This is a genomic window from Thalassolituus sp. ST750PaO-4, from assembly GCF_020320405.1.
GTDB classification, from domain to species: Bacteria; Pseudomonadota; Gammaproteobacteria; order Pseudomonadales; family Oceanobacteraceae; genus Venatoribacter; species Venatoribacter alkanivorans.
The window spans coordinates 772,001-778,286 of record NZ_JABVCB010000005.1 but is presented as its reverse complement, the minus strand read 5'-3'; the positions used below and the strand labels follow the sequence as shown (position 1 = coordinate 778,286).

The 6,286-nt window shown below is 53.8% G+C and carries 7 protein-coding genes; 2 read left to right on the top strand and 5 right to left on the bottom strand.

Annotated elements, in window-relative coordinates:
- Positions 1-359 precede the first annotated feature (359 nt).
- Positions 360-1,661: a tyrosine--tRNA ligase gene (gene tyrS / locus HUF18_RS05915; protein ID WP_225691487.1), complete on the bottom strand. Its 1,302-nt coding sequence runs from the start codon at positions 1,659-1,661 to the stop codon at positions 360-362.
- Between the two features lie 149 nt (positions 1,662-1,810).
- Here tyrS and HUF18_RS05910 point away from each other — a divergent pair, with 149 nt between their 5' ends.
- Together HUF18_RS05910 and HUF18_RS05905 are read left to right on the top strand one after the other, a co-directional pair.
- Complete coding sequence (locus tag HUF18_RS05910) at positions 1,811-3,100, top strand: peptidoglycan DD-metalloendopeptidase family protein (RefSeq protein WP_225691486.1); 1,290 nt, start codon at positions 1,811-1,813, stop codon at positions 3,098-3,100.
- Positions 3,097-4,182, top strand: coding sequence for an anhydro-N-acetylmuramic acid kinase (locus HUF18_RS05905; protein ID WP_225691485.1), 1,086 nt, complete (start codon positions 3,097-3,099; stop codon positions 4,180-4,182). Before HUF18_RS05910 ends, HUF18_RS05905 begins: the two co-directional genes overlap by 4 nt.
- Before the next feature lie 13 nt (positions 4,183-4,195).
- On the opposite strand, the gene HUF18_RS05900 is transcribed toward HUF18_RS05905, so the two are convergent.
- The 4 genes from HUF18_RS05900 to HUF18_RS05885 all read right to left on the bottom strand — a co-directional run bounded on the left by HUF18_RS05900 (position 4,196) and on the right by HUF18_RS05885 (position 6,277).
- Positions 4,196-4,810, bottom strand: a complete 615-nt coding sequence (locus HUF18_RS05900) for a FecR family protein (RefSeq protein WP_225691484.1) — start codon at positions 4,808-4,810, stop codon at positions 4,196-4,198.
- Between the two features lie 95 nt (positions 4,811-4,905).
- Entirely contained in the window at positions 4,906-5,439 is a 534-nt protein-coding gene (locus HUF18_RS05895) for a DsrE family protein (protein ID WP_225691483.1), read from the bottom strand.
- Between the two features lie 13 nt (positions 5,440-5,452).
- A complete protein-coding gene (gene erpA, locus HUF18_RS05890; RefSeq protein ID WP_145466816.1) occupies positions 5,453-5,800 on the bottom strand; it encodes an iron-sulfur cluster insertion protein ErpA in 348 nt (115 codons plus the stop codon).
- Positions 5,801-5,851: 51 nt separating this feature from the next.
- Positions 5,852-6,277, bottom strand: a complete 426-nt coding sequence (locus HUF18_RS05885) for a bactofilin family protein (RefSeq protein ID WP_225691482.1) — start codon at positions 6,275-6,277, stop codon at positions 5,852-5,854.
- Positions 6,278-6,286 lie beyond the last annotated feature (9 nt).

Sequence of the window (6,286 nt, the reverse complement as noted above, 5' to 3'; positions counted from 1 at the left end):
TGTCTTTGCTTCATAAATGAATTATCGACGAGTTCTTACTTGATAATGCTTTGTCTCCAGAGCGTCTCAGTAAGCACCCACACGTAATTGTCTAAATACATTGTTAAAGAACGTCGCCTCGTTTCTCTCGAAGCGGGCTGCGCATTTTAAAGATTCACTTCTCAATGTCAACCACTTTTTTCCGTCTTTCTGATCGTCAGGCTAAGCCGTGTCGTTCAGAGCGGGGCGCATTATAAAGTCGTTTAACTTTCTGTCAACCCCTTGTTTTTCCTTTGTTTTTCGAACTCTTTCGAATCCGTCTCAACTCAGGAGCGGCGCATTATAGAGATCCCGGATGCGCCGTCAACTCTTTCTTCAAACTATTTTGCAATCTCGAACAGGTGGTACTTTTTCTTGCCGAGTTTAACCAGAAAGAAACGGCCATAAAGTGCCTTTTCCGCACTGAACGCTTCGGCAGTTTTCATGTTGTCTTCCGCACCCTGGGCAACGCCATTAATGAAGATGGCATTGCGGCCCAGGGCATCTTTTACTTCACGGCCGGCTTTAACCATACCGCTGTCGGTAAACAGCGTGGTCATCGGAACCTCAGACAGGCCAGCCAGCTGCAGATCGCTTGATGGCAGACCATCCAGTTTAATTTGTTCCAGCTCGGCTTCTGACAGCTGGGCGATATCACCGGAGAACAGCGCTTCGGTAATACGGCGTGCAGACTGCAGAGCTTCTTCGCCATGTACCAGGCGGGTCACTTCTTCTGCCAGAATTGGCTGCGCTGTTTTACGGCCTTCGATGGTGGCGTCGTGCGCTTCGATTTCAGCAATACGTTCTACTGACATAAAGGTGAAGTAGCGCATAAACTTATACACGTCGGCATCGGCGGTATTCATCCAGAACTGATAGAAGCTGTATGGCGAGGTCTTCGCCGGGTCCAGCCATACGGCGCCGGATTCGGTTTTACCGAATTTAGTGCCGTCGGATTTGGTTACCAGCGGTACGGTCAGGCCAAACGTCTGTGCACCATTCTGGCGACGCGCCAGATCAATACCACCAACGATGTTGCCCCACTGATCCGAACCGCCAATCTGCAGCGTACAGCCATGACGACGGTTCAGTTCTGCAAAGTCCATCCCCTGCAGCAGTGCGTAGGAAAACTCGGTAAAGGAAATACCGGCACCTTCACGGTTCAGACGCTGCTGTACCGATTCTTTGTTAATCATGGCGTTAACAGAGAAGTGTTTACCGACATCACGCAGGAAATCGAGCACGTTCATCTGTCCGGCCCAGTCGAGGTTATTCACCACGGTAGCGGCGTTGTCGATGCCATCAAATTTAATGAACTGACTGACCTGCTGGCGGATCTTATCGGCCCAACCGGCAACCACATCGGCGGTGTTCAGCTGACGCTCGGCGGCTTTAAAGCTCGGATCACCAATCAGACCCGTTGCTCCGCCCACCAGTGCAATCGGCTTGTGTCCGGCATTCTGAAAGCGGGTCAATACCAGCAGCGGAACCAGGTGCCCAAGATGCAGACTGTCAGCCGTCGGATCAAAGCCGCAATACAGGGTGATGGAACCAGATTCCAGATGTTTGGTCAGTTCCTCATCCGCCGTCGCCTGATTAATCAGACCGCGTGCTTTTAAATCGTCTAATAATGCAGCTGTCATGGGAGCACTCTGAATTGTGTCGGTATTAGAAAGGTTGGTGAACATACCTGATCAATGTGCAAAATCAAGTTCGCTGGGTAAAATGCCGGCGAATTGTTTACACTTGTGAAGCATTCAATCATTTACAGAATAAGGACGACCAGATCGCTATGGCCTTGTCGGGACGCCTGCAGTATTTCCCTCTGACTCACTTACTCGGTGTTCTGACCGCTCTGGTTGTGTTGCTGATGTTGTTGTTCTGGCCTCAGGCACCAGAAAAGAATCTGCAACAGACCCGCTATATTATTGAAATGCCGGACACGCCGGCTGAACCAGAGGCTGAAGCAGCAGCACTCAACTGGGAAGAAACCACGGTACGCCCCGGCGATAACCTGTCCATTCTGTTCAGTCGCCATAACCTCAGCGCCGCCGATGTTATTGAAATTGCCGCCGTCGCGCCAAAGGAAGCTATCCAGCTTAAACCCGGCCAGACACTGCACTGGGTGCGCTCGCAGGATAACCATATACAGCAATTCCAGATTGAATTATCTCCTCTTGCCCGTCATACCTTTGAGCGCACCACCGATGGCAGTCTGAAATACGAACTGGCAGAGCGTCATGCCGATTACCGCCCACGCTTTGTCGGTACCTCCATTGAAAATTCACTGTTTCTTGATGGCTCCCGTGCCGATATTCCCGAACAGATTCTGATTGAACTCGCCGCGATCTTTGGCTGGGATATCGACTTCGCTCTGGATATCCGCCAGGGCGACCGCTTCAGTCTGATTTATGACGAGGTGTTCCTCGACGGTGAAAAAATCGGCAACGGCAATATTCTGATTGCGCGCTTTACCAATCAGGGACGTGAGCTTACGGCCGTGCGCTATGAAGATAAAAACGGCTACGCCAACTACTACACGCCGGAAGGTCAGAGTATGCGCAAAGCCTTTTTGCGTAACCCGATTGATTTCGCCCGAATCAGCTCACGCTTTAACCTGAACCGTAAACATCCCGTACTGAATACCCTGCGCGCCCACAAAGGGACCGACTACGCGGCACCAACCGGCACTCCGATTAAAGCGGCTGGCGACGGTAAAGTTGTGTTCGCCGGGCGCAAAGGTGGTTTTGGTAACTGTGTGATTATCCAGCATGGATCGCGCTATCAAACGTTATATGCACATCTGAGTAAGTTTAACCGCAGCGCCCGGGTTGGCCGCAGCATCAAGCAGGGTCAGGTGATCGGTTATGTCGGCAGCACTGGTCTGGCAACCGGCCCGCACCTGCACTACGAATTCCGCGTTGACGGTGTGCACCGTGATTCATTACGGGTTAAGTTGCCAAAGGCTGACTCTATTCCGTCTCAGGAAAAAGCCGCGTTCCGCCAGAAATCCCAGAGCATGGTTAGCTGGCTGAACAGCTATAACGAAAACGAAGATAACCGTATCGGAGCGTTTCAGTGACCCTTTATATCGGCCTGATGTCCGGCACCAGTGCCGATGGAATGGACGCCGCTCTGGTCGATTTTGCCCAGGGCGCTCCGCGCTTACTGGATGCGCTCTGCCTGCCTTATGATGCTGCTTTCCGCCAGCAGCTGCGTACCCTCGCCGTTGCCCGCGAAGCTGATATCAACAGTATTGCGCTGCTCGAACGCCGTATTGCGGCCTTATCAACCGAAGCAGTGATGCAATTACTGCAGCGTAACAGCCTCAGTGCTGCCGATATCCGTGCTATCGGCTCCCATGGACATACCCTGCGCCACCGCAGTCAGCCGGATGGTTTCAGCTGGCAGCTGGATGACCCGAGCTGGATTGCTGAGCATACCGGCATTTGCTGCATTGCCGACTTCCGCCGCCGTGACATCGCCGCTGGCGGTCAGGGCGCTCCGCTGGTTCCGGCTTTCCATCAGCATTGTTTTGGCCGCAATGTGCAGGTGCTGAATATCGGCGGTATTGCCAATCTTTCCGTACTGCCAACCGACAGCCAGCCCGACAGCATGATGGGCTTCGACACTGGTCCGGGTAATGCGCTGCTGGATGAATGGTGCCAGCAATATTTTGGTTGCCAGCGCGATGACCGTGGCCAGCTTGCGGCCAACGGCAACATCATTAACTACTTGCTGGAAGACTGGCTGAGCCAGCCCTACTTTCAGCTACCACCGCCGAAAAGTACCGGTCGTGAACTGTTCCGTCTGGAGCATCTGGGCGACCTGAGCCATGAAGATCCGCAGGATGTGCTGAGCACACTGACCGAACTGAGCGTGCAGAGTATCGCACTGGCGATCAGGCAATTTGGTCATTCCACAGGTGAGTTGCTGGTATGTGGTGGCGGTGTACATAACCATTATCTGATGCAGCGCCTGCAACAGGTGTTGCCGCAACTGCAGGTGCAGAGCAGTGCCAAACGCGGCATAGACCCTGACTGGATGGAAGCCATGGCATTCGCCTGGCTGGCGCAACGCACGCTGGAAGGCTTAAGCGGTAATGCGCCGGCCGTTACCGGCGCCAGTGGTGAACGTATTCTGGGCGGGATTTATCCCGCCTGATACGTCGGGCGGCTCAGGGCAGGCTGACGCTGCGAACCGCCCGCTGTACTTTCTCTTCGCCCCACTTCAGGGGTTGGCGTGGTGACTCACCAGCCACTACAGACACACCAAAACCCGGTTCATTAATAAACACCACCCCGGCGTCATTGCGGATTTCCAGTTTATGCTCGCCTTCCAGCATGATGACATCCAGTGCATCCGGCTGCAGATAACCACCCCAGAAATCGGTGCCACGGATGCCGATAGTGGCTGCTGGCGTGGTGACCGTCAGCTGCGGATCGGCCTGACGGGTTATTAAGCCGGTAATAAAACGGAAGGCCCCTTCTACAAACTCCAGATGCGCTGAATTGCTGTCACTACCCGCCGCATACTGCCACTCACTGAGCTGAACGCTGGTGTCGGCTCCGAGGGTAATCACGCTGCCTTCATTCATTTTCAGCACCAGACGGGCATTGCGGCCAGTGGATACTTTATCCCCCTGCTCTACCGCATCACCGCGCTGCAGCTGTAATTCATTACCTGCACGATACCAACTGACCTCGCCGACACTCACGCTGATAACACCCACACTTTCAGCCTGTGCTGGCAGAAAAAGTAAGGTTAACAAAACAAAAAAGAGGGATTTCATGTCTGGCTCCTGAACGCGGCTGGGGCAATTCCGTCAGCACAACATAGCATCAAGGAGCTGATCGCGCATACCGGTGGCATACGCGGAGGGAAGCATCAGAAGCTGACGTAGCCTTCGAGTTGCATACGCGTCACTTCTTCTGCACCGTTGGTCACCGGATCAAGAAAAGCCGGCAGGTCTGCAGTTTCGACTTTGTTACGCGCCATCCAGTTCTGGCACACCTTCAGCTCGACAACGTTAAAGGCATCAAGACGGGCCGCCAGATCAACCAGCGCCTTGTTGCCGCGATAACTGCTGCGCACGAAGATGGCGATTTCATCACCGCTCAGTACCAGTCTGACCGGTTCGTTATTGCGATAGTCGACACTGCGGGAGAGTTCTTCAGCGCGGGTCAGTAAGGCCTGCAGCTCTTCTGCGGTGTGCAACTTCACCACCGCCTGAATTTTACTGCCGGGCTGCAAGCCCTGCTCACCGGACGGAGCGATACCTTCCTGAGGTAAAACCACGGCATCGGCGACAGCAGGAGAAACCGCATTGGCTGGTTCATCTTCCGTCAGCGGCACCAGTGCCGCCAAAGCAGGCTGCGCCAGCAACAGAGAAGAGAGTAAAACAACGCGGGAAAGGGCCATCGGGCAATCCTTATCAGATGGAGAACGACGATCCACAGCCGCAGGTGGATGAAGCGCCGGGGTTATTCACCATAAAGCGTGAACCTTCCAGCCCTTCTTTGTAATCCAGTACCGAGCCAACCAGATAACCGTAACTGAGCGGGTCCACCAGCACACGCACACCATCCATACTGATCAGCGTATCGTCTTCGGCGCGTTCATCGTCAAAGGTAAACCCATACTGAAAGCCGGAGCAGCCACCGCCGGTAACGAAAACCCTTAAACAGAGTTCGTCGTCTGCCTCTTCCAGCAGCAACTCACGGATTTTCTCCTGTGCTGCCTGGCTGAGTTCGATCGGGCTGGCCTGTTGTACTGCACTCATAATGATTCCGGCTTGCTGAATATCGGCAAATTATCGGTTTTTCCGACTAATTTAGTCAACTTTAACCTCAGGCGTAGCAACCACCGCTACCGGTTCAGGCTTCTTGCGGCTGTCGCCTTTCGCCTGATGGTGCAGCTTGCCGTTCACCTCAGCACCCAGCACCATTTCCATGGCCGGGTAGTAAACGTCACCGGTTACCTGAGCTTTCTTCGCCAGCTCAATGTGTTCACTGGCGTGCACGTCACCGATCACACGGCCATTGATGATGATCTTCGGCGCTGTGATCTGACCTTCCACACGGCCTTTATCACTGATGCGCACCGTAGCACCGCTGCCAGCTTCAGCCAGCAGATTACCTTTGATCACACCATCGATGTGCAGGCCGCCGGTGAACTTCACATCACCGGTGATTTCGGTTTTAACAGAAATCAGGGTGTCGTAATGAGTGTTGCTGCCCTTGTCTTTACTGCTGAACATTAAGCCTCT